Below are 23,335 nucleotides of genomic sequence, written 5' to 3'. Positions count from 1 at the left end.
TTCATTAGCAAACATATATTTTTGTAAAAATAAAAATCAACAATAGTATGAGCGTTTTAGTTAATAAGGATTCCAAGATAATTGTACAAGGTTTTACGGGGAGTGAAGGCACGTTCCATGCCGAACAAATGATTGCATATGGTACTAATATCGTAGGTGGTGTAACTCCGGGAAAAGGAGGTCAAGAGCATTTAGGGAAACCTGTTTTTAATACCGTTACGGAAGCTGTTGAAAATGTTGGGGCAGATACTACCATAATTTTCGTTCCACCTGCTTTTGCCGCGGACGCTATTATGGAAGCTGCTAACGCGGGTATTAAAGTTATTATAACCATTACTGAGGGTATTCCTGTTGCGGATATGGTAATGGCATCAAACTATATTAAAGATAAAGACTGTAGATTGGTAGGGCCTAACTGCCCAGGTGTTATTACTCCTGGAGAAGCAAAAGTTGGTATTATGCCAGGATTTGTATTCAAAAAAGGAAATGTTGGTATTGTATCTAAATCGGGTACCTTAACCTATGAAGCAGCGGACCAAGTAGTGCGCCAAGGTTTAGGAATTACTACAGCTATTGGTATTGGTGGTGACCCAATTATTGGAACAACTACAAAAGAAGCCGTAGAATTATTGATTAACGATCCGGAAACCGAATGCGTTGTTATGATCGGGGAAATAGGTGGTCAGTTAGAAGCGGATGCCGCTAAATGGTACAAGGCAAGCGGAAGTAAAAAACCAGTTGTTGGTTTTATTGCCGGAGAAACAGCGCCCGCAGGTAGAACTATGGGACATGCCGGAGCAATAGTTGGTGGTAGCGATGATACTGCACAAGCTAAAAAGAAAATTATGAGAGAGCACGGTATCCATGTTGTGGACTCGCCTGCTGAAATCGGTATAAAAGTAAAAGAGGTGATGTCTTAGTAGGACGTTAAAACTTATTTAAATCCCGTTTTCGACGGGATTTTTTTTCATCTATATGGCAACAAAACTTATATTTGATAAAGTACCTTACAAATAGATAATTTATGAAACTGTTAGAAGGAAAAAACGTAATCATTACTGGGGCAAGTCGCGGAATTGGAATGGGTATCGCTAAAGTTTTTGCCGAGCATGGTGCTAATGTGGCATTTACCTATAGTTCCAGCGAAGCGCCCGCTAAGGAATTGGAAAAGGAATTGACCGCTAAAGGCGTTAAGGCCAAAGCATATAAAAGTAATGCCGCTAGTTTTAGTGAGGCGGATACATTGGTGAACGAGGTGTTGAAAGATTTTGACGGTGTTATCGATGTTCTGATCAATAATGCCGGAATTACTAAGGATAACCTTCTAATGCGTATGTCCGAAGCCGATTTTGATACCGTTATCGACATCAACCTTAAATCGGTTTTTAATATGACCAAGGCGGTACAGAGAACCTTATTAAAACAACGTAAAGGCTCTATTATAAATATGAGCAGTGTCGTGGGGGTTAAGGGTAATGCAGGCCAAACCAACTATGCAGCTTCAAAAGCGGGTATGATAGGTTTTACCAAGTCTGTGGCGTTAGAGCTAGGGTCGCGTAATATTCGTTGCAACGCCATAGCTCCTGGATTTATAGAAACTGAAATGACCGATAAGTTAGATGAAAAGACGGTACAGGGCTGGAGAGACGGTATTCCATTAAAACGAGGAGGTTCTACAGAAGATATTGCCAATGCATGTTTGTTCTTTGCTTCGGATTTATCCGCTTACGTGACCGGACAGGTCTTAAATGTTGACGGCGGAATGCTTACCTAATACCTTAAATAACGATTATGATATATGTAACCACGGCTGATATTGCAGGAAAAGAGATAGCTGAATCCTTAGGTATTGTTAGAGGTAGTACGGTAAGGGCAAGGAATATTGGAAGGGACGTATTCGCTGGACTCAAAAATCTTGTCGGTGGTGAAATATCTGAATATACACAGTTATTGGCTCAAGCTAGAGAGCAAGCGATTCAAAGAATGTTGGACGATGCAAAAAGAGTAGGAGCGGATGCTATTGTAAATGTACGATTTAACACATCTCAGGTAATGCAAGGCGCTGCTGAAATGCTAGCCTATGGTACAGCGGTAAAATTAAAATAAATGGCCATGGATGTATTTCCTGGACTCTTGCTTATACTCTTTTACGGAGGTTTGTTCTTACTTCTTGTATATCTTATTATCAAAAGGATAAAAGACAAAAAAAGTGAAAATTTTGAGCAAAGGGATAATTAATTTATGGAAGGACAAACCGTTTTATTAATACTTTTTGCCGCAATAACCGCCTTGGTGGTAACACTGTTTCAATACCACTACAAAACTAAGAAGCGGAACAAAATAACACTCTTACTTTCATTCCTAAGGTTTATCGGAATTTTTGGGATTCTTCTTCTGCTGATAAACCCCAAATTTTCTAGCACCACCTATACCGTAGCACAACCGAATCTTCTTATAGTCACAGATAATTCCTCTTCTGTAGCGGAGAGTGCCAATACTATTAAAAATTTACAGAATACCATTAAGAATTCTGAAGAACTAAAGAATCGGTTTAGGTTTCATTCCTACGGGTTTGGTAGGGATGTGGAAGCATTCGATAGTCTTTCTTTTAAGGACAAGCAGACCAATATTAAAAAGTCCTTAGAGGTGTTGTCTAAAGTTTATGCAAGAGAAAACACCGCACTAGTACTACTGTCTGACGGTAACCAGACCATTGGCGAGGATTATTCTTTTTATAGGGCCAAAGAAAATATCAAGATATATACGGTTACCGTTGGCGATACCACACAATTTGAAGATTTGAGTGTAGGACCAATAAACACTAACACTTACGCCTTTTTAGACAACCAGTTTCCTGTAGAAACATTCATTTCCTATCAAGGAACCGGTACGGTTGTGGCTACTGTGGATATTACATTTGATAATAAATCTGTCTATAAGGAAAGACTGCGATTTTCAAAAGATTTCAATTCTAAAAATATTAAAACGCTTATTAAAGCTGCAAGTGTTGGTAAAAAGGAGATTAAGGTAACTATTACCCAATTACAATCAGAAAGGAATACGGCGAATAACAGAAGGGAAACAAGCATTGAGGTTATAGACGAGAAAACAAAAATTGGTTTAGTCTCTGAAATTTTACATCCAGATTTAGGCGCATTAAAAAAAGCCATTGAAAATAATGAACAACGCACGGTGCAAATTATTCAACCATCTAAAGTAAACACGAATTTGGATGATATTGATTTGTTTATCTTTTATCAACCAAGCCCATCTTTCAACAGTATTATTCAATTAGCTGAAAAGAAAAAGACCAATCTGTTGTTCATTACGGGTACTCATACGGATTATAATTATTTGAACGCGGCCCAGAACAATTTTAAAATTGAAAGTGGGTACCCCGATCAGGAAGTTTTTGGTGTTCTAAATAAGGGTTTTTCCAAATATGACATCACAAACTTTGAGCTTACAAATTTCCCGCCATTACATAGCGATGCAGGCCCTTTGAGCTTTGCTACACAGAATGAAACATTGTTGGGAACTAAAATAAAAGGTCTGGATATGGATACGCCGCTTTTTTCCCTATTTGAGATAGACGCTAGAAAAATGGCCCTACTCACTGGAGAGGGGATTTGGAAGTGGCGACTGCAGTCTTATAGAAATTCAGGTGATTTTACCAATTTTGATACATTTATCGGTAACCTTTTTCGATACCTCTCTAGCGATAAGACTAAGGATAGGCTTAATTTAGATTACAGTAGTAGGTACGAGGGCAACAGTATGGCCTATATCTCAGCAACGTTTTTTGATGAAGCCTATAGTTTTGATGGTAATGCCCAATTGTCTATTACTATAGTCAATGATGACGCGAATAAGAGTAGAACCATGCCTATGATTTTAAAGAATGGTTATTTTGAAGCGGACCTCACCAATCTAACGGCAGGCAATTATAACTTTACCGTAAATGTAAAAGATGAGGACATTTCAGAATCGGGTACTTTTGTCATTTCTGATTTTGATATTGAAAAGCAGTTTGTATCGAGTAACGATGATAAGATGAAACTTCTTGCTGAGAATACGGGAGGAGCACATTTTTATCCTTCCAATTATGAAAATTTACTATCAGAACTTATTTCTTCAGAGCAGTACGTGCCTACGCAAAAAAGCACTGAAAATGTCGTATCTTTGATAGACTTTAAAATACTGTTAGCCCTCGTAGTCCTTGCCTTTGCAATAGAGTGGTTTATCAGAAAATATAATGGATTAATTTAAAATAAAAGAAGGATGGACAGATTACCAAAAATTGCGTTACCCGCAATATTTATATTTATTGCATTAGTAATATTGATTTCTAAATCTGCAGTCACAATTGGTTCGGGTGAAGCAGGAGTACTTTATAAGACTTTTGGAGGAGGTGTAGTTACGGATGAACCGCCTTTAGGTGAGGGTTTTCATATCGTAGCTCCTTGGAACAAGGTCTATATTTATGAAGTAAGGCAGCAAGAATTGTTCGAAAAAATGAAAGTATTGTCTTCGAATGGTCTAGAGATACAGATTGATGCTTCTGCATGGTACCAACCAGTGGGAAATCAACTTGGGTTTTTACATCAGAATTTAGGGGAAAATTATTTAGACAGAGTAATTAAACCGGCTATACGCAGTGCGGCACGTAGTGTTGTGGGTAGGTATACACCAGAACAATTATACTCTAGTAAAAGAGACGCTATACAGGATGAGATTTTTGCCGAAACGAAGAAAATATTGGATAAGCAAAATGTGCAGTTAAATGAAGTTCTGGTGCGTGATGTTACTCTTCCGAATACAATTAAGGAAGCTATTGAGCGTAAATTGAGACAAGAGCAGGAATCTTTAGAATACGAATTTAGATTAGTTACAGCAAAGAAAGAAGCAGAGAAGGTAACTATTGAAGCGCAAGGTAAAGCGGATGCAAACCGAATCTTAAGTGCGTCCCTTACGGATAAAATTCTTCAGGATAAAGGTATTGATGCTACTTTGGAGCTTTCTAAATCACCAAATTCAAAGGTTGTTATAGTAGGAAGCGGAGATTCTGGTTTGCCATTAATTTTGGGTAATAACTAAAAACGCACCAAATATTTTTTGTTTCATTTTTAACTTTTGTTTTGTGAAACCAAAAATAGATTTTACTTTTACAGCATAATGAAAAATAGAACTACACATCATCACATCCATACACACGCTTAGGCGAGGTAGGAATGTATTGTAGTAGTACAACATATTTGAAAACCCGTTTGAGCAATCAAGCGGGTTTTGTTTTTCAACCTGTTCTGGTTGTTCCATATTAATAAAGAAAGATGACAAAAATTAGAATTGCAATTCAGAAATCAGGTAGATTAAACCAAGATTCCCTTCAAATACTTAAAGACTGTGGCATATCCATCGATAATGGAAAGGACCAATTAAAAGCTTCAAGTAGAAATTTTCCTATGGAAGTGTTCTACTTAAGAAACGGAGATATCCCACAATACCTTAGAGATGGGGTAGTGGACATTGCTATTATTGGAGAGAATGTTTTAATCGAAAAAGGAACGGATATTAGTATCGCCGAAAAACTTGGATTCTCTAAATGTAAAGTGTCCTTGGCCGTCCCTAAATCTTTTAAGTATAATTCCGTTAAGGATTTTGAGGGCAAGCGCATTGCTACATCATATCCGAATACGGTTAAAAATTATTTAGCGGACAAAGGCGTAAATGTAGATTTACACATCATTAGCGGTTCGGTAGAGATTGCTCCGAATATTGGCTTAGCAGATGGTATTTGCGATATAGTTTCTAGCGGAAGTACCCTGTTCAAGAATAATTTAAAAGAAGTAGAGGTAATGCTGAAGAGTGAAGCTGTTTTAGCTGTTTCACCTACGATATCGGAAGAAAGAAAAGTAGTGTTGAATAAATTACAATTTCGTATTCAATCTGTTTTAAAAGCGCGCCAGTCCAAATATGTATTGCTAAATGCCCCTAATGATAAGCTTAATAGTATTTTAGCCCTATTGCCAGGAATGCGCAGCCCTACGGTACTTCCGCTAGCGGACGAGGGTTGGAGTTCTGTACATACCGTGATTAATAAGGATACTTTTTGGGAAGTAATAGATGAACTAAAACTAGCTGGCGCAGAGGGTATTTTGGTTTGCCCGATTGAGAAAATGGTTTTATAATAGTTAGTAGAATTTAAAATGATTTGTGTAGCCATTGTTAGTACCGTTCTAAAGAAACGAGAAATCAACAACGAGCAACCAACAACTAGATGAAGTGATGAATAAAATATTTAATCCGAAAATAGAAGACTGGAAAGACATTTTAAAACGTCCCACACAAACTGTCGATGCTATTGAAGGTGTGGTGAATGCTATTTTTAAGGAAGTTGAAGCGGATGGTGATGTAATATTGAAAAAATACACGGAACAGTTTGATAAAGTTACTTTAGAAGCTATGATGGTAACCAAACCTGAGATTGAGGTGGCTACCCAAAAGGTTTCTGAACCATTAAAAAAAGCCATTGAATTAGCGAAAGCAAATATCGAGGTATTCCATAAAGCGCAAATAACCCGTAGGGTTGAAGTAGAAACTACAAACGGAGTTAGATGCTGGCAAGAAAAGCGTCCCATTCAAAAAGTAGGATTATATATTCCGGGAGGAACAGCACCTTTGTTTTCTACCATTTTAATGTTAGCTGTACCGGCTACTATAGCCGGTTGTCAGGAAATTGTACTCTGTTCTCCACCTAATCAAAAGGGGGAATTAGATCCTGCTATACTGTATACAGCATCACTTTGTGGGGTTACTAAAATCTTTAAAGTAGGCGGTATTCAGGCTATAGCGGGAATGACTTTCGGAACTGAAACCATTCCACAGGTATATAAAATTTTTGGTCCGGGAAATCAATATGTTACAGTTGCTAAACAGCTTGCAACAAAGTTCGGTGTTTCAATTGATATGCCAGCAGGGCCTAGTGAGTTATTGGTGGTGGCGGATGATACAGCCAATGCTGCCTTTGTGGCCTCGGATTTATTGAGTCAGGCAGAACATGGAGTGGACAGTCAAGTAATTTTGGTATCTACATCTAAAAAGATGATTGAAGCTGTAGAAGAAGAAGTGGCATTGCAATTAGAGGAGCTTCCTCGAAAAGAAATTGCAAAAAAAGCTATAACCAATAGTAAACTCATTTTTGTTGAAGATGACCAAACGGCAATTGACCTCATTAATGAATATGGTCCCGAACACTATATTGTTTGTATGGAGAATGAAGATTTTTATGTAGAAAATACCTTAAATGCGGGTTCTGTATTTATAGGGAACTATACACCGGAAAGTGCAGGGGACTATGCATCGGGCACTAATCACACCCTACCGACTAATGGTTATGCAAAGCAATATAGTGGGGTTAATCTGGATAGTTTTATGAAAAACATGACCTTCCAGAAAATTTCTTCGGAAGGCATACAGCATATAGGCAATGCAATTGAATTGATGGCAGAGGCAGAAGGATTACAGGCGCACAAGAACGCGGTGACCCTTCGTTTAAATAGTTTAAAATGAGTTTTAATCTAGATAAAATAATACGTGAGAATGTAAAAGGCTTAAGCCCTTATTCTTCTGCGCGTGACGAATATGTTTCCGATGGTTCTAAAATGGTTTTTTTAGATGCTAATGAGAATCCTTTTGAAAATGGAGTAAATCGGTATCCAGACCCAAAACAACGCAGCTTAAAAACACTCTTAGCGAAACAAAAGGGTATAGATGAAGTAAACATTCTTTTAGGCAACGGTAGTGACGAAGTGCTGGATTTGCTATTTCGTGCTTTTTGTGAACCAGGTACAGATAATATCATAAGCCTACCGCCAACATATGGTATGTACAAGGTACTATCAGGTATAAATAATGTAGAAAATAGAACCGTTTTATTGGATGGCGATTTTCAACCAGATGTAAAAGCTATTTTAAATGACATAGACAATAACTCAAAGCTGTTGTTTATCTGTTCACCAAATAACCCAACAGGCAATACCATTTCCACTAATAGAATAGAAAAAATTTTAAAATCTTTTAACGGATTGGTGGTGATAGATGAAGCGTATATAGATTTTTCATCAGAACAAAGCTGGGTCTCAAAACTAGCCAAGTACCCAAATTTAGTCGTAACGCAAACCCTATCCAAGGCTTACGGAATGGCAGGCATACGATTAGGTATTTGTATCGCTTCTGAAGAAATTATAGCGGTAATGAATAAGATTAAACCACCTTATAATGTAAATGAACTAACACAGGTAAAAGCCTTAGAACGTGTTGCAAACGTAGCAGAAATTAAAGAAGAAGTAAGCCATATTTTAGAGGAGCGTACTATATTGGAAAAAGCTTTGAATACTATATCCTTTGTGAAGACCATTTACCCTAGTGATGCAAATTTTATATTGGCTAGGGTAGATGATGCAACAGCACGCTACAATCAATTATTAGAAAAAGGTATTGTGGTTCGTAATCGTACTACCCAGCCCTTATGCGAAAATACCCTTAGGTTTACCGTAGGGACAGAAAAAGAGAATAAAAAACTTGCTATAGCGTTAAAAAGCTTATAACCTTAACCCAAAACCAATGAAAAGCAAGTTTATTTATTTCGCACTATTTGTAGTTACAATGACCGTATCAAGAGCTCAAGATATGGAGCGTATAGAATTTCTCGCAGATAGTTTAAACCTTAGTACAGAAGAAAAAGAGGAACTCATTGCCTACAAGGTATATTCTGATAGTTTAGAAAACACCTTTGATTATGTATATGACCGAACCCTACTTGGTGGTAATGTCGCTAAATTAATGGTACCAGAGGGCTATAAGTTTTTAGATAAGGAACAAGCACAACGCGTACTTTCTGATATTTGGGGCAATCCCAGGGACGAATCCGTTATGGGGCTTTTGTTGAAAAAAGATGAAACTCCCGTTGAGACTAGTTATGCTATTGAAATATCCTATTCTGAAGAGGGATATATAGAAGATGAAGATGCTGATGATATTGATTATGATGATTTATTAACAGAAATGCAAAGCGATGTAGCTGCGGTAAACCCTGAAAGAAGTAAGCTGGGCTACCCAACGGTAGACTTAATAGGTTGGGCAACAGAACCGTATTATGATAAAGAGAACAAGAAATTATATTGGGCCAAAGAATTATTGTTCGAAAAGTCAGGGTCAAACACTTTAAATTATAACATTAGAGTGCTCGGCAGAAAGGGTTTTATGAATCTTAATGTTATTGGAGACATGGAGACCTTACATGACGTGGAAGCAAATTTAGACCCAATTTTAGCTAGTGTTTCCTTTAATTCTGGCTACAAGTATTCTGAATTTGACCCGGATTTAGATGATGTAGCAGCGTACGGTATTGGAGGGTTAATTGCAGGTAAAATACTCGCTAAGGCCGGTTTTTTTGCTTTGATTCTTAAATTTTGGAAATTTATTGCCATTGGAGCAGTGGCATTGTTCACAGGAGTTAAGAAGTTCTTTTTTAATTCTAAAGAAGAGCCTGCTGTGATTGAACAAAACAATAATTCAAAACTATCTTAAAACATACAACTATTTTAGGGCATACGTAATGAAAAAGAAAGTACTATTTATAGACCGTGACGGAACAATAATTAAAGAAACTGTGGATGAGCAAATAGATGCTTTTGATAAAATGGTTTTTTATCCTAAAGCATTTACATTTTTAGGAAAAATAGCAAAAGAACTGGATTATGAGTTGGTAATGATAACCAACCAAGATGGTCTAGGAACAGATGCGTTTCCAGAAGATACGTTTTGGCCCGTGCATAATTTTATTTTAAAGTCCTTTGAAAATGAAGGTGTAACTTTTGATAAGGTTTTTTTAGATAGGACTTTTCCTCATGAAAATGCAAACACTAGAAAACCGGGTATAGGATTACTAACGGAGTATTTTTCCGAAGCGTACGACCTTAAAAATTCCTTTGTTATTGGCGATAGATTAACGGATATTGAGCTAGCCAAAAATCTTGGAGCCAAAGGTATTTTCATAAACGACAATACCCATTTAGGTACAGGAGAAATTACTGTGAAAAGAGGTGAATTGGATGCTGTTATTGCCCTAGAAACCAATGATTGGGAAAAAATCTACGAGTATTTGAAATTAAAGCATAGAACAGCTGAAATAACTAGAAAAACCAACGAAACGGATATCCATATAGCATTAAACCTAGACGGGACCGGCAAAAGTGATATCAACACCGGACTCGCATTTTTTGATCATATGCTCGACCAATTATCGCGTCACGGTCAAATGGACCTTACCATAAAGGTAAAAGGAGATTTAGAGGTAGATGAACACCATACCATTGAAGATACAGGGATAGCTTTAGGCGAAGTATTTTCCAAAGCATTGGGAAATAAATTAGGTATTGAACGTTACGGGTTTTGCTTACCTATGGATGATTGTCTTGCGCAAGTAGCTATAGATTTTGGAGGTCGTAATTGGTTAGTATGGGAGGCAGATTTTAAGAGAGAAATGGTAGGGGATATGCCCACTGAAATGTTTCATCATTTCTTTAAGTCATTCACAGATGGGGCTAAAGCTAATTTAAACGTAAAGGCCAACGGTACAAATGAGCATCATAAAATAGAAGCTATTTTCAAAGCCTTTGCCAAGGCCATAAAAATGGCCGTTAAAAGAGATGTTGAAAAAATGGTGTTGCCAAGTACAAAAGGTGTACTGTAAGAACCATTTGAGATTTAATACTATTAAATGAAAATTGTTATAATAAATTATGGTGCTGGCAATATACAAAGTATCAAGTTTGCTATAAAGCGTTTGGGTTTTGAAGCCATACTCAGTAGTGATATCGATGAGATACGAAGTGCGGATAAGGTTATATTCCCTGGCGTGGGTGAAGCAAGTAGTGCCATGAAAAAGCTTCGCGATAGTGGTCTTGATAAAATAATACCTGCTTTAAAACAGCCTGTTTTAGGTATTTGTTTGGGCATGCAGCTCATGTGTAACTCTTCCGAAGAAGGAAATACAAAAGGGATAGGGATTTTTGATGTTGATGTTGTCAAGTTTAATGACACGGTAAAGGTGCCACAGATAGGGTGGAATCAAATTACCAATCTAAAATCTAAGCTGTTCACTGATATTAATGAATATGAGCATATTTATTTAGTGCATAGTTTTTATGCCCCAGTGTGTAATGCTACCATTGCAGCATGTAATTATAATATTAGTTACAGTGCTGCATTACAAAAAGATAATTTTTATGGCACCCAATTTCACCCAGAAAAAAGTAGTACGGTAGGCCAAGAGATTCTAGCTAATTTTTTAAAAATGTAATGGGTAAGGATTTTTTTATTTCCAACGATAAGACTTTACTGAACATTAAGGCAATAAAAAGCTTTATAGCCGATGAGTATTGGGGTGATGGCAGAACAATAGCTGATGTTGAAAAGACAATTGAAAACTCATATTGTTTTGGCATATATAAAAAGAATAAGGAGCAGATTGGTTTTGCCAGAGTTGTTACAGATTATATCTATTTTGGCTACATTATGGATGTGATCGTTTTTGAAAGATTTCAAGGGAGAGGATACGGAAAAAATCTTATTGCACATATCCTTCAGGACAAAGTTATTAAAACACTTAAAACCCTAGCCCTAAAAACAAAAGATGCACATAGTCTTTATGAGCAGTATAATTTTAAAAAGATTGGTGATTCTCCGTTGTGGATGAGTATTGATAAACAAAAATTAGAGTAATAGAATGAGAATAATACCGGCCATAGATATTATAGAAGGTAAATGTGTCCGCCTTTCAAAAGGAGATTACGACACCAAGAAAATCTATAATGAAAACCCATTGGAGGTTGCAAAGAATTTTGAGGCGCACGGCATTCAGTACTTACACTTGGTAGATTTAGACGGCGCAAAATCCAAGCATATCGTGAACCATAAAATTTTAGAGCAAATTGCATCGCGGACAAGCCTACAAATAGACTTTGGAGGAGGATTAAAGACCGATGATGATTTGCGCATTGCTTTTGATAGTGGTGCTACCCAAATTACGGGTGGTAGTATTGCGGTAAAGGATGCAACAACATTTCTTGGTTGGATATCCAAGCATGGTCCTGATAAAATTATATTAGGTGCAGATGCAATGGATGAAAAAGTGGCTGTCTCTGGATGGCAAGAAGAATCAAAGGAAGAACTAGTTCCTTTCATCAAAGCGTATCAGGAAAAGGGAATTCAATATGTAATTTGTACGGACATTAGTAAAGACGGTATGTTAGCAGGTCCTTCATTTGATTTGTATAAAAAGATATTGGCGAATACAAGTTTTGATGCGCCATTGAAATTAATTGCGTCTGGTGGCATATCAGCCTTTGAAGAATTACCCCAATTGGCTGAATTGGGCTGTGAGGGCACGATTATAGGAAAGGCAATATATGAGAATAGGATAAGTCTAAAGCAATTGGAAAATTATATTTTAAATCATGGATAAAGAAGACCTTATAGTGCAAGAGCTTATCAATAATGCGCTTTATCGTATGGACGAAAGTACACGTATGATTAAAAAGAGCTTGGAGGAAATAAGTGATGAGGAAATCTGGAAAAAACCTAATCCTTCCTTAAATAGTATCGCAAATTTGATGCTGCATCTATGTGGCAATATAACACAGTATATTATTTCATCATTAGGAGAAACCGAGGATAAAAGAAATCGCGATATAGAATTTAGGACTAGTGGTGAGTTAACAAAAGCTGAGTTATTAGAAAAACTAGAAGAAACCGTAGATAGTGCCAAACGTATTATATATGATACCAATGCAGCACGATTTTTAAAAGTAAGGCAAGTACAGGGTTTTACATTTTCTGGTGTTGGAGTTGTTATACATGCGGTTGAGCATTATTCGTATCATACGGGTCAAATTGCATTTTGGGTAAAACAATTGAAGGACGTAGATTTAGGATTTTATAAGGAGATGGATTTGAACATAAAAAGCCCCCTAGCCCCAAAAGGGGGAATGTAATGTAAGAATTAAATTGATATGATGATGAAAACAAAAATAGGATTGAGTAAGAATTCTCCCCATTGGGGGGAGCTAGAGGGGGCTTTTATATGCTAGCAAAAAGAATTATACCATGTTTGGACATAAAAGATGGTAGAACTGTTAAAGGGGTTAATTTTATTGATTTACGCGATGCTGGTGACCCTGTAGAACTGGCTGAAATCTACAGTAAGGAAGGTGCGGACGAGCTTGTTTTTTTAGATATTTCCGCTACGGAACAAAAACGAAAAACCTTGGCAGACTTGGTCTATAAGGTGGGTGAAAGAATAAATATTCCTTTTACAGTGGGGGGTGGTATTTCCTCCGTGGAGGATGTAGATGTGTTATTGCAAAATGGAGCGGATAAGGTCAGTATTAATTCGTCAGCGGTTAAAAACCCACAGTTAATTAATGAGCTGGTGGCTAAATTTGGTTCGCAATGTATTGTTGTGGCTATTGATGCCAAACAGATAGATGGTGATTGGATAGTGCACTTGGTAGGGGGAAAAGTACCCACCGAATTAAATTTGTTTGACTGGGCAAAGGAAGTAGAGCGGAGGGGAGCTGGTGAAATACTATTCACATCTATGGATAATGACGGCACAAAAGACGGCTTTGCAAATGAAGCATTGGTAAAATTATCTACAACTCTTAAAATTCCCATAATTGCTTCTGGAGGAGCGGGGAATATGCAGCATTTTACCGATACCTTTGTTGATGGTAAAGCAGACGCTGCATTGGCAGCCAGCGTGTTTCACTTTAAGGAAATAAAGATTAAAGATTTAAAAGAAGAATTACAGGAAAAAGGCATTCCAGTAAGATTATAGAACTTGGCTCGTTTTTGATTGATGGTCCTTTTCTAATAGTACCATCAACGAACAAAAAACAACAAATAACCATGATAATGAAAGTAGATTTTAGCAAGAACTTAGACGGATTAATACCCGCAATTATTCAAGACGCACGAACCAAAAGTGTATTGATGTTGGGGTATATGAACGAAGCAGCCCTAGCGAAAACCCAAGATTCTGGGAAAGTCACTTTTTTCAGCAGGTCCAAACAGCGGTTATGGACGAAAGGGGAGGAGAGCGGAAACTTTCTGCATGTTGTAGCTATTAAGAACGACTGTGATAACGATTCCCTTTTGTTTCAAGTTAAACCTGTAGGTCCTGTATGCCATACGGGAAGCGATACTTGTTGGAACGAAAAAAACGAAACGCAATTCGGATTCTTTTCCGAGCTTGAGCGTACCATAGAACAAAGACGTATCGCCGCGGATGGAGCGAAATCCTATGTTGCCTCCTTATTCGATAAAGGAATCAATAAAATAGCCCAAAAAGTCGGTGAGGAAGCCGTTGAAACAGTTATTGAAGCTATGGATAATAAGGATGAACTCTTCCTTTATGAAAGTGCCGATTTACTGTTTCATTACCTAATACTCTTACAAGCAAAAGGGTTTACCTTAAAGGATATTGAGGCGGAATTAATGAAACGCAAGAAATAGAAAAACTTCTGCCCATCTGTTACCACATGGCCCTTTACATGTTTATGATTTCTTAAAAGGAAAGATTTTAAAGAAGGTTAGACTACGCCAAAGCCACTCCAGTGGTCCGTAATTAAAACGCGCTAGCCATATCTTACTCAGCCATACTTGTAAAGCAATAAAAATAAAAGCTATTAAAAAAGTGTATAGCTGTCGTAATTCTCCAATGAGACCCAATCCCCATCCGTATAATAAAAACGTACCTATAATACTCTGTAAGACGTAGTTCGTTAATGCCATTCTGCCATACGGAGCTAATTTTGACAACCATTTTACAGGTTTTGTTTTCTTGTAAAGGATTATAAAAACCGCAATCCAAAGAAAGGTCATGGCCATATTACCAATATCAACGGCAGATAAGCCGATCATGGCAAACCAGCTATCCAAACCACCATCTGGCCCTACTTGTGAGAATGCCGCTGCAACAATGCCAAAAGAAAGTACCAATGTAATGGAGGACCAAATCACTATTTTCTTAATTAATTTGTTGTGGGTGTTGTAGTTTTTAAAATATTCCTGCCGGCCCGCGAATAATCCTAAAAGGAAAAAGGCAAATGTAAAATAGCCTCTGCCAAAAATACTAAACTGATAATCAGACTTATCTAAATGCCCTTGTAGTCCATTAGCCTTAAAAACGTCCCATAGACTTCCTTCTTTCAATACGTTATAATGATCAATGACCCAGGCCGCATTAGCATCCATTTCTGGGCTGCCTCCCCAAATACTATCCGTACCAATAAAAAAGTAAACGATATACCTGGCGATACCTAAAAATAAAAATGCGGAAATTACGAGTAGCCATTTCGATTTAAGTCTATAAAAAGGTATCAAGAAGAGGCCAAGAAATGCATATATGGTTAAAATATCTCCCCTGTAGAAAAGGCTGTGCACATATCCAATTGCCAATAAGATAATCAGACGCCATAGAAATCGGCCTCCAAAGGGTTTCCCTCTTTTTGCACCATTATCCATCTGAATAAAAAAGCTAAGTCCAAATAAAAAAGAGAACAAGGCGATAAACTTTCCTCTTAGAAAAAAGAAAACTAAACCATCTATGATATTGTCCACCAGACCAACATGAACAGCATCATTGAAGCTTTGAGGCGACATGGAACCTATGTAATTCTCGGTCATGTGACATATTAAAATTCCAGCAAGGGCCAGACCTCTTAAAGCGTCAATAATTTCAATTCGGGACGATTTTTCAGAAGACATAAGGGTTTGTTTTGATTGCTAAAATCCTAAAGTACTGATTTGCAGCAAATAAAAAAAGCGTTAGAAATATTTGAGGTACCTGAAATAAATTGAACGTGGTGGCGGTTTTAAACCTTTTTCCAATATAAAAGTACTGTAGAATTTTTGTAGCACCTATTTTTTTAGAACTTAGGAACAAACAACAAACAACAAGCAACAAGCAACGAGCAACGAGCAACCATCAACCAAAATCACCACCAGACTACAAAGAATTTTTTAAAATCACCATCAAGTTTTCGCATCCACACCATTGGAGCATTTTCTTTAATCATCCGTAGATTTATTTCCAGTAAGGTTTCGTAATGGGAAGTCCATTCCTTTTGGTCGTGCGGTGCTATTACCCATTCTGATTTGTAAGGAATATAGTAGTTATGGGATTGAAATTCCGCTCTTTTAAAATCTTCGAATTTCAACCAAAATCCAACTATACAATTCTTATTCAGTGGCCTAATGTGTACGTTTTCAATACCGTATGGTCGGAACAACTGTGCCTTGTAGCAAACTTGATGTCTAATGTCGTCAACCGAGATATTGCGATCTTGAAGCGTTTTCGAACCAAAATTTGAATGCAATAAAGGAATTTGCTCGTTCTTTATTTTTTCCATTTTAGTAAAGAACATATCGCGCCGATTGGGTCCCATCAACTGGTGAATGGGTTCGGTAATATCCGTATTAATAATATAAAATTTGTAAGTGAGTTCTACATGTATCAAAGTTTTTGTAACAAACTCTTTTAAAATGAAATCTATTTCTCCAATCGTTTGTTTGCCCTCCCGTATCGGTAAATTATGTAATACTACGTCGTAACTTGTATCATATGCTAAGAGCTGCTTAAAAACATATTCCATTTGATGTCCAAGACGAATCCTATTGGGAATAGGTGTTGGTTTAAAATCTTTGAGATTTATTTGTGGAAAATCAAATTGAGTGAGACCAAATTGTTCTTTAGTCCATAATGGAGGGGTATTTAAGAAACCGATACATTGTTCAAATAACATGACATCGAAGTTACTACAAACCTTTAAGTTTTCTTAAAATACCCAAGGGCTAATAGTAAATGTATTATTTTTATGGTATGCCTATGAATATAAGAAAAGGATTCCGTTTCATTCCCTATGAAGCGCCTGAACAAAGCACCTTTGATAAGCTTTTTGAAATCTTTCAAGAACTGATTACTCATACCTCGGGAGATTTTGATGAGGCTATCGATTGGCTGCGAGAATTGGATAAAGAATACGAACTTACCGATGATGATTATACCATTGATGATTTTATCGAAGAACTAAAAGCGAAAGGTTACATCCGCGAAGAATTTGAAGATGGTGGCGGTAAAATGGGGGAAGAAGGAGAGGAGGGAGATGGACCTGGTAAAGGCACTGTTTCTATAACCGCTAAAATGGAACGCATTATAAGACAGCGTGCCTTAGACCAAATTTTCGGCAAGCTTAAACGTAGCGGTTCCGGAAATCATAAAACAGGTAAATCTGGACAAGGAGATGAGCACACGGGCGATTTTAGGGAGTACCGGTATGGAGATGGACTAGAACATATTTCCATGACAGAAAGTCTTAAAAATGCCCAAGTAAATCACGGTATTGGTAGTTTTCAGTTAAGCGAAGAGGATTTGGTGGTTGAAGACACCCAGTATAAAGCGCAGATGAGTACCATACTTATGATAGATATAAGTCATAGCATGATACTGTATGGAGAAGACCGCATAACTCCCGCTAAAAAAGTGGCTATGGCACTGTCCGAGTTAATTACCACAAGATACCCAAAAGACACCTTGGATATTTTAGTGTTCGGTAATGATGCCTGGCCCATATCCATAAAGGAACTGCCTTATTTAAAAGTTGGTCCTTACCACACCAATACAGTTGCGGGTCTGCAATTGGCGATGGATATGTTACGACGCAAACGCAATACCAATAAGCAGATTTTTATGATTACCGATGGCAAACCTAGCTGCTTGCGCATGCCGGATGGTACCTATTATAAGAACAGTGTTGGTCTAGACGATTATATTGTAGAAAAGTGCTATAATATGGCGCGGCAGGCGAGAAAAATGCATATTCCAATCACTACATTTATGATTGCGCAAGATCCATATCTAATGCAGTTCATTAGACAATTTACAGAAGCGAACAAAGGAAAGGCATTTTTTACGGGCCTAAAAGGTCTGGGCGAAATGATATTTGAAGACTATGAGTCCAATAGAAGAAAAAAGTTGAAATAAAATTGGTTATCAGTTGTTGGTTGTCTGTTTATAGTAATCGGACAACTGACAACCGACAACAAACAACCATTAAAGAAATATGAAATTGAATTATAAAGAAATTACTACACTAGGAGCGCTCAAAAAATCGGGTTACGAAACAAAAAGTATCAAGGATGAGTTGCGGGATAATCTTAGAGAACGGATAAAATCAGGAGAAGACACCTTTACAGGAGTGTGGGGCTATGAAAACTCCGTAATTCCTGAACTGGAACGGGCCATACTATCCAGACATAACATTAATTTATTAGGCCTTAGGGGACAAGCGAAAACACGTTTGGCTAGGCTAATGGTACACCTTTTAGACGAATGGGTACCCGTGGTAGAAGGTTCTGAAATAAATGACGACCCTTTGCGTCCTATGTCTCGCTTTGCCATGGAGCTTATAAAAGAAAAAGGCGATAAAACACCGATAGCTTGGTTACATAGAGACCAGCGTTTTTCAGAAAAGCTGGCTACACCAGATGTTACGGTGGCGGATTTAATAGGTGACGTTGACCCAATAAAAGCGGCAAACCTAAAATTATCCTACGCAGATGACCGGGTCATTCATTTTGGAATGATTCCCAGGGCCAACAGGTGTATTTTTGTAATTAATGAACTACCCGATCTACAAGCGCGTATACAGGTATCCCTTTTTAATATTTTAGAAGAAGGAGATATTCAGATAAGAGGATTTAAGCTGCGCTTACCATTGGACATTCAATTTGTGTTTACGGCAAATCCAGAGGATTATACCAATAGAGGAAGTATTGTAACTCCATTAAAAGATAGAATCGGTTCTCAAATCCTAACGCATTATCCCGATGATATAGAAACCGCAAGAAAAATTACCTCACAGGAATCCAATTTAGACGATAGACAGGCAAATGCGGTATACGTCCCAGATAGCGCTAAGGATTTATTGGAGCAGATAAGTTTTGAAGCTAGAGATAGTGAATATGTAGATGCCAAAAGTGGTGTAAGTGCACGTACGAGTATTACGGCATTCGAAAACTTATTGAGTACTGCGGAACGAAGAGCTTTATTGACGGGAGCGGATAGCACTATGATACGATTAAGTGATTTTCTAGGGGTTATTCCGGCTATAACGGGTAAGATTGAATTGGTTTATGAAGGAGAGCAGGAGGGAGCGGATGGCGTGGCAGCCATATTAATTGATGATGCAGTGAAATCGTTATTTCCCAAGTATTTTCCGGAAATTAATAAACTGGAACGCAAAGATGCGGAAACACCTTATGATGAGTTATTACATTGGTTCTTCCAGGGTGAGGGCTTTGAATTGCTAGATGATTTTACCGATGAGGAATACAAACGTACCTTGGATAGTATTCCAGAACTTAATCAGCTCATAAAAACACATCAACCTGACTTTCCTAAGAAAGACGCTTATTTTTTGAAAGAACTGGTGCTGTGGGGTTTGGTTTCCTTTAAAAAATTGAGCAAACAACGCTTTGAGGACGGCTATCAATTTAAAGATTTGTACGGTAGTTTTATCAGCGGACTATAAACTCAAAAAGCCTTCCGATTGTGGAAGGCTTTTTTCATAGCAATTATTTTCCCCTATAGCTGATAAGCAGGTAGGTTGAAAATAAAAGAACTTCCCTCTTTTGGTTTGCTCAATACGGTTATGGTAGTATCGTGTAGGTCCATTATTTTCTTAACAATGGCCAAACCGAGGCCATAGCCCTGTTTCTTGGCACTTTTATTTACCTGTTTATAGCGGTCGAAAATAAAGGGCTGTTCATTTACCGGAATTCCTGTTCCGGTATCGGTAATATTTATTTCAATATTTTTTCCTTTTTTAAGTAAGCTCAAGGTCACTTTTCCACCGATTTCCGTATATTTTATGGCATTCTCTATCAAATTTTGTAATGCTCGTTCCACCAGGCTTACATCGGCGAAAACCATACAATTAGCTTCCGGATTATCTAAATTCAACGTAATGGATTTCTGTTCAGCAAGAACCTTGAATTTTGCAATAAGGTCGTGAGAAAGTTCAGTTATAGAAAAAGGTTCTTTAATAGGTGCTACCTGTTCTGCTTCTAGTTTGGAATAATCGAATAATTGATTAATAAGCTTAGATAATTTGTCGATATTTTCATGCGTTATCTGAAGATATTCCTGTTTTTGTTCTTCACTTAGCGCATCTCGCTTTATTTGTAAGGTTTCCACATAGCCCTTTAAAATAGCCAAAGGTGTCCTTAAATCATGGGATACATTTGCAATGAGTTCCCTTCTCAGCGTATCAACGGATTTCATTTTATCCATATTATCTACGATAGTATCTGCCATTTCATTAAAAGAATGGGCAAATACTTCTATATCGGATGCTTCCGGATTTGCTATACGTATATCCAAATCCCCTTCTTGAAACTTTCTGACCGTTTGTGTAATTAACCTTAAATTTTTAGTCAAAAACCAAATACTCAATATGCCGATCAAGGCAGCAAAAAGCATAGTGAGCAGTGTGGCACCTATGCCCAGTTTTGTAAAATATTGGCCTAATAGATTATCGCTTATCAACTGAAACTCTTTTCCTGCTAATATGATATAAATAAAACCCTCTTTACCATCGATATGAAATGGTGCGGCCGAGAATATTTTAGATTCTTCCGGATTTAAGGGGTCATCACCCAAAACAAATTCAGTTCCACCTTTTTCTATGAATGCTTCTATGGGCGCTAATGAGACACTTTTTGAAGGCTCATTTTCATTATGCTCCAAGACTACCGAATATTGAATCTCTCCTGTTTTATCCAATAGATACACTTCAATACTCCGATTTACGGCCATCATATCATGCATCAAATCACCAAAGAGCTCTTTGTTAACGCTTCCATCTTCTAAAAACGGAGCGGTGTTTTGAAATTTTTCCTGTATCACATGTTCGGCAACATTGGCATTGACACGCTGCGTAATAGCCTGGTTGTGTTTATGGGTAAGATATCCCGTAATGAATATATAGGATGAGCCCATTAAAAGGATAAGTAGGATAAAAGCTATCCATAATTTCTTAACTAGTTTTGGCGTTAAGGTCTTTTCAGTAGTTCTCATGCGCTAATATCTTCATTGAACTTGTAGCCCACACCCCAGGTGGTCAATATATAATTTGGGTTGGCCATATCTGACTCTATTTTGGCCCTAAGTCTATTAATATGCGAGTTTACGGTGTGCTCATAGCCATCAAAATTATAACCCCATATCATATTCAATAGTTCTGTTCGTGTATAGTTCCTACCAGGGTTAGAGGCCATCAAAACGAGTAACTCAAACTCCTTTGGGGAAAGTTCAATTTTTTTATCCTCTAAAAGCACTTTACGCTTGTCTATGTCTATGAAGAGTCCTTCCGCAGATATGGCGGAAGAATCGGAAGTGTTTTCAGATGTGGCCATTGTACGCCGCATTACGGCCTTTATACGAGCTAATAATTCTCTAATACTAAATGGTTTGGTGATATAATCATCGGCTCCAATTTCAAGACCTAGCACCCTATCAATTTCTTCAGATTTGGCAGTCAACATGATGACGGGCGTATCCTTTTCCGACCGAAGCCTTTTGCAAATTTCAATTCCATCCAGTGTTGGTAACGTAAGGTCTAGAATAATTAAATCAAAATCAGTGTTTAAGGCTAATAACAAGCCTTCAGCACCGTCATTTGCCTTTGTCGTTTTAAAATTTAGGTCGCTTAGGTGAATATCCAAAAGTTTTACAATTTCCGGATCATCCTCTATAATTAGTATTTCTTTCATAATGGAACTTTACAAAGCAAAATAAAAAGTATCACACAAGTATCACGGTGTGAGAAGTGTTTTTGGAATAGCCCTATCTGTAGGGGTAACGTATTAAAAGTCAGGCTTCTCATAGATTCCTTACAAAAACAGTTCTATTTTATTAAAGCGTAGTAAACTACCTCGGGCCAAGACCGTGAAGCATTTCAAGGAAAATTTCATTTAATTTTGACCCAAGCGTAGGAGCATATAAATCTCGAATATCGATTCAACATAATAGGATGACGAAGCAATTGTTCTTAGCTCCAGTGATCTACGTGTTGGTTCATGTCATCAAAGAGGTAGCTGCCAATCAACTCTTTTCGATAACGAAAAAGTAATAGTGTAAGCCCGATAAGGGCCAGGTAGAGAAATAGAATCAAAAATCCAATAGGGAGAAAAGTACTTGGAAATAAAGAATTTTCATATTCAGCATAGGAGCTAATAATATAAATGGTATCAAAGGATTTAAAAATATATACGAATACGATAATATACAGCAAGTATTCTAGGTTTCGCATTTTTGGACTTCCAAACTGATTTTCCTTTATTTTAAACCAAAATTGACCCAGGTAGCTAAAATGTACTAGCGATAGCAAGGGAATTATATAGTTATCTATTTTTTGAAAATAGAACTTGTTGCTATAAAGCCCATAAAAGTTAGAAATGTCCAATAATAGTAGGACACATACGCACAAAACAAGGACAAGCTTCCAAGTATTGGTTACCTTAATCAAGTTCATTTTAAGTAGGTTTCGGGGTCTGGGAACCGCAATCTAAAATTCAAAACGTGATTACCCTAGCTTTTATTTTAATGAATTCGATGAACTACGCCTTGTATTAATAATATGCTGAAAATCAAACAATAGCTAAATCATAAAATTATGGATCAATGTTTTAGTTCAAATTTAAGTAAAACAGTATCCTTTTAAGATAGCCATCCTTTCTTTGTGGCCATATTAGCCAGTAGCACTAAAGCAATGCCAATGATAAGGACCATTATAGGCATGACCATGGCTCCGGGGCCATACACTTCAAAACTATTACTCATAAAGAAGGAATAGGTTTGCTGCGCCAAGATTCCTAAGAGGGAGATTATAAATACTGGTTTTGCCCATTTCTTCTTAAGTAACAGCGCAATACAACCTAGGGAACCTCCCCATACCGCAACGGCAAAAGCTCCGGTTACCCAAGCGGGTTGTGATTCGTAAAGTAGGCGCTCTGCCTGACTCATTTGTTCTAAGGTTTCTATACTCATATAGGCCTGTGAGATATAGGCCATTGCACCGGCCAGGTTCCAAAGTAGTGCTAGCGCGCTAACGATCCAAAACCACATAGGTGGCTTAGTTACCGAATTTGTCATAATATTTTGGTTTAGGTTAAATTGTTGGGTTAATTTACAAAAAAACAAATTAGCCAT

The 23,335-nt window shown here is 37.4% G+C and carries 24 protein-coding genes; 18 read left to right on the top strand and 6 right to left on the bottom strand.

Annotation, left to right across the window (positions count from 1 at the left end; all coding sequences use genetic code 11):
* Positions 1-47 precede the first annotated feature (47 nt).
* From sucD to hisIE, 16 genes are all read left to right on the top strand, one after another.
* On the top strand, positions 48-920 hold the full coding sequence (sucD, locus tag SJY09_RS05200) for a succinate--CoA ligase subunit alpha (protein WP_396637903.1): 873 nt from the start codon (positions 48-50) through the stop codon (positions 918-920).
* Between the two features lie 104 nt (positions 921-1,024).
* Positions 1,025-1,774, top strand: coding sequence for a 3-oxoacyl-[acyl-carrier-protein] reductase (gene fabG, locus SJY09_RS05195; RefSeq protein ID WP_396637902.1), 750 nt, complete (start codon positions 1,025-1,027; stop codon positions 1,772-1,774).
* A gap of 17 nt (positions 1,775-1,791) precedes the next feature.
* Positions 1,792-2,106, top strand: a complete 315-nt coding sequence (locus SJY09_RS05190; RefSeq protein WP_396637901.1) for a YbjQ family protein — start codon at positions 1,792-1,794, stop codon at positions 2,104-2,106.
* Between the two features lie 135 nt (positions 2,107-2,241).
* On the top strand, positions 2,242-4,269 hold the full coding sequence (locus SJY09_RS05185; RefSeq protein ID WP_396637900.1) for a vWA domain-containing protein: 2,028 nt from the start codon (positions 2,242-2,244) through the stop codon (positions 4,267-4,269).
* Positions 4,270-4,281: 12 nt separating this feature from the next.
* Positions 4,282-5,097 carry a prohibitin family protein gene (locus SJY09_RS05180; RefSeq protein WP_396637899.1) on the top strand — a complete coding sequence of 272 codons (816 nt, stop codon included), beginning with the start codon at positions 4,282-4,284 and terminating at the stop codon, positions 5,095-5,097.
* 233 nt (positions 5,098-5,330) lie between these two features.
* Complete coding sequence (gene hisG, locus SJY09_RS05175) at positions 5,331-6,188, top strand: ATP phosphoribosyltransferase (protein ID WP_396637898.1); 858 nt, start codon at positions 5,331-5,333, stop codon at positions 6,186-6,188.
* A gap of 97 nt (positions 6,189-6,285) precedes the next feature.
* On the top strand, positions 6,286-7,569 hold the full coding sequence (gene hisD, locus SJY09_RS05170) for a histidinol dehydrogenase (protein WP_396637897.1): 1,284 nt from the start codon (positions 6,286-6,288) through the stop codon (positions 7,567-7,569).
* Positions 7,566-8,606, top strand: coding sequence for a histidinol-phosphate transaminase (gene hisC, locus SJY09_RS05165; RefSeq protein ID WP_396637896.1), 1,041 nt, complete (start codon positions 7,566-7,568; stop codon positions 8,604-8,606). Before hisD ends, hisC begins: the two co-directional genes overlap by 4 nt.
* A gap of 16 nt (positions 8,607-8,622) precedes the next feature.
* The gene (locus SJY09_RS05160; RefSeq protein ID WP_396637895.1) at positions 8,623-9,588 is read left to right on the top strand and encodes a DUF2167 domain-containing protein; all 966 of its coding nucleotides are present in this window, start codon (positions 8,623-8,625) and stop codon (positions 9,586-9,588) included.
* Positions 9,589-9,616: 28 nt separating this feature from the next.
* Positions 9,617-10,753, top strand: a complete 1,137-nt coding sequence (gene hisB, locus SJY09_RS05155; protein WP_396637894.1) for a bifunctional histidinol-phosphatase/imidazoleglycerol-phosphate dehydratase HisB — start codon at positions 9,617-9,619, stop codon at positions 10,751-10,753.
* Between the two features lie 27 nt (positions 10,754-10,780).
* Positions 10,781-11,362: an imidazole glycerol phosphate synthase subunit HisH gene (hisH, locus tag SJY09_RS05150; RefSeq protein WP_396637893.1), complete on the top strand. Its 582-nt coding sequence runs from the start codon at positions 10,781-10,783 to the stop codon at positions 11,360-11,362.
* Complete coding sequence (locus tag SJY09_RS05145; protein ID WP_396637892.1) at positions 11,362-11,784, top strand: GNAT family N-acetyltransferase; 423 nt, start codon at positions 11,362-11,364, stop codon at positions 11,782-11,784. The genes hisH and SJY09_RS05145 overlap by 1 nt, the downstream gene beginning before the upstream one ends.
* A gap of 4 nt (positions 11,785-11,788) precedes the next feature.
* A complete protein-coding gene (gene hisA / locus SJY09_RS05140) occupies positions 11,789-12,526 on the top strand; it encodes a 1-(5-phosphoribosyl)-5-[(5-phosphoribosylamino)methylideneamino]imidazole-4-carboxamide isomerase (protein ID WP_396637891.1) in 738 nt (245 codons plus the stop codon).
* Positions 12,519-13,055: a DinB family protein gene (locus SJY09_RS05135; protein ID WP_396637890.1), complete on the top strand. Its 537-nt coding sequence runs from the start codon at positions 12,519-12,521 to the stop codon at positions 13,053-13,055. Before hisA ends, SJY09_RS05135 begins: the two co-directional genes overlap by 8 nt.
* Positions 13,056-13,144: 89 nt before the next feature.
* Positions 13,145-13,900: an imidazole glycerol phosphate synthase subunit HisF gene (hisF, locus tag SJY09_RS05130; protein ID WP_396637889.1), complete on the top strand. Its 756-nt coding sequence runs from the start codon at positions 13,145-13,147 to the stop codon at positions 13,898-13,900.
* Between the two features lie 35 nt (positions 13,901-13,935).
* Complete coding sequence (gene hisIE, locus SJY09_RS05125; RefSeq protein ID WP_396638598.1) at positions 13,936-14,577, top strand: bifunctional phosphoribosyl-AMP cyclohydrolase/phosphoribosyl-ATP diphosphatase HisIE; 642 nt, start codon at positions 13,936-13,938, stop codon at positions 14,575-14,577.
* A 42-nt stretch (positions 14,578-14,619) separates the two neighbouring features.
* Here the strand turns inward: hisIE and SJY09_RS05120 are convergent, their stop codons facing one another.
* Positions 14,620-15,831 (bottom strand): DUF418 domain-containing protein, encoded by a 1,212-nt coding sequence (locus SJY09_RS05120; RefSeq protein WP_396637888.1) that lies wholly within the window; start codon positions 15,829-15,831, stop codon positions 14,620-14,622.
* Between the two features lie 230 nt (positions 15,832-16,061).
* Positions 16,062-16,868 carry a DUF1853 family protein gene (locus SJY09_RS05115; protein WP_396637887.1) on the bottom strand — a complete coding sequence of 269 codons (807 nt, stop codon included), beginning with the start codon at positions 16,866-16,868 and terminating at the stop codon, positions 16,062-16,064.
* Between the two features lie 77 nt (positions 16,869-16,945).
* Between SJY09_RS05115 and SJY09_RS05110 the strand changes: the two genes are divergently transcribed.
* A complete protein-coding gene (locus SJY09_RS05110) occupies positions 16,946-18,106 on the top strand; it encodes a VWA domain-containing protein (RefSeq protein WP_396637886.1) in 1,161 nt (386 codons plus the stop codon).
* Between the two features lie 79 nt (positions 18,107-18,185).
* A complete protein-coding gene (locus tag SJY09_RS05105; RefSeq protein WP_396637885.1) occupies positions 18,186-19,655 on the top strand; it encodes an AAA family ATPase in 1,470 nt (489 codons plus the stop codon).
* Between the two features lie 53 nt (positions 19,656-19,708).
* Here the strand turns inward: SJY09_RS05105 and SJY09_RS05100 are convergent, their stop codons facing one another.
* The 4 genes from SJY09_RS05100 to SJY09_RS05085 form a co-directional block, all read right to left on the bottom strand.
* Complete coding sequence (locus SJY09_RS05100; RefSeq protein ID WP_396637884.1) at positions 19,709-21,202, bottom strand: ATP-binding protein; 1,494 nt, start codon at positions 21,200-21,202, stop codon at positions 19,709-19,711.
* Positions 21,199-21,897: a response regulator transcription factor gene (locus SJY09_RS05095; RefSeq protein WP_396637883.1), complete on the bottom strand. Its 699-nt coding sequence runs from the start codon at positions 21,895-21,897 to the stop codon at positions 21,199-21,201. Before SJY09_RS05095 ends, SJY09_RS05100 begins: the two co-directional genes overlap by 4 nt.
* Positions 21,898-22,175: 278 nt before the next feature.
* The gene (locus SJY09_RS05090) at positions 22,176-22,658 is read right to left on the bottom strand and encodes a hypothetical protein (RefSeq protein WP_396637882.1); all 483 of its coding nucleotides are present in this window, start codon (positions 22,656-22,658) and stop codon (positions 22,176-22,178) included.
* A gap of 185 nt (positions 22,659-22,843) precedes the next feature.
* Positions 22,844-23,278, bottom strand: a complete 435-nt coding sequence (locus tag SJY09_RS05085) for a hypothetical protein (protein WP_396637881.1) — start codon at positions 23,276-23,278, stop codon at positions 22,844-22,846.
* Positions 23,279-23,335 lie beyond the last annotated feature (57 nt).

It is taken from the genome of Maribacter sp. R77961 (genome assembly GCF_044594925.1).
Classification (GTDB): domain Bacteria; phylum Bacteroidota; class Bacteroidia; order Flavobacteriales; family Flavobacteriaceae; genus Maribacter.
The sequence above is the reverse complement of the archived record's forward strand: the minus strand, read 5'-3'. Positions and strand labels throughout refer to the sequence as shown.